The organism is Vibrio sp. 2132-1, from assembly GCF_033344315.1.
Window position 1 is genome coordinate 1 of sequence record NZ_JAWPON010000598.1, and the last position, 586, is coordinate 586.

Genomic DNA, 586 nt, shown 5'->3' on the forward strand with positions numbered 1-586 from the left:
AATGACTACTAAAACGTCACGTTTAACAGTGAGGAAGCTTGTACAAGCTCGTAGTTGCATCACTTTTTACAAGCGCTCATGTAAAACGTGAGAGGCAACTAATATGAAGAGTTTAGAAAACACAACCATTGAACATTTCAAAAGTCACTTTCAAGGTGACGTCGTTTTACCTACCGAATCTAATTACGATGAAGTTCGCCAAATCTGGAATGGCATGATTGATCGCAAGCCGAGTTTGATTGCTCGCTGTAAGTCGACAGATGACGTTGTGATGGCGGTTAACTTTGCGCGAGACAATGGTCAGCTACTTTCTGTACGAGGTGGGGGACACAATATTGCGGGCAACGCTGTCTGTGATAATGGGGTCATGATCGACCTGTCGCTCCTTACCCAAGTCAGAGTCGATGAAAATGCCAAGAGAGCGTTTGTTGAGCCGGGCTGTACCTTAGGCGACTTAGACGAAGCCACTCAAAAACACGGGTTAGCGACCCCGGTAGGAATTAACTCTACCACTGGTATTGCTGGTCTTACTTTAGGTGGTGGTTTTGGTTGGTTGAGCCGTAAATACGGTATGACGATAGATAAC

The 586-nt window shown here is 45.4% G+C and carries 1 protein-coding gene; it reads left to right on the forward strand.

Going from position 1 to position 586, the window contains the following annotated elements; genetic code table 11:
• Positions 1-103: 103 nt before the first annotated feature.
• A partial coding sequence (locus R8N47_RS26870) for an FAD-dependent oxidoreductase (RefSeq protein WP_318186320.1) occupies positions 104-586 on the forward strand: 483 nt, incomplete at its 3' end.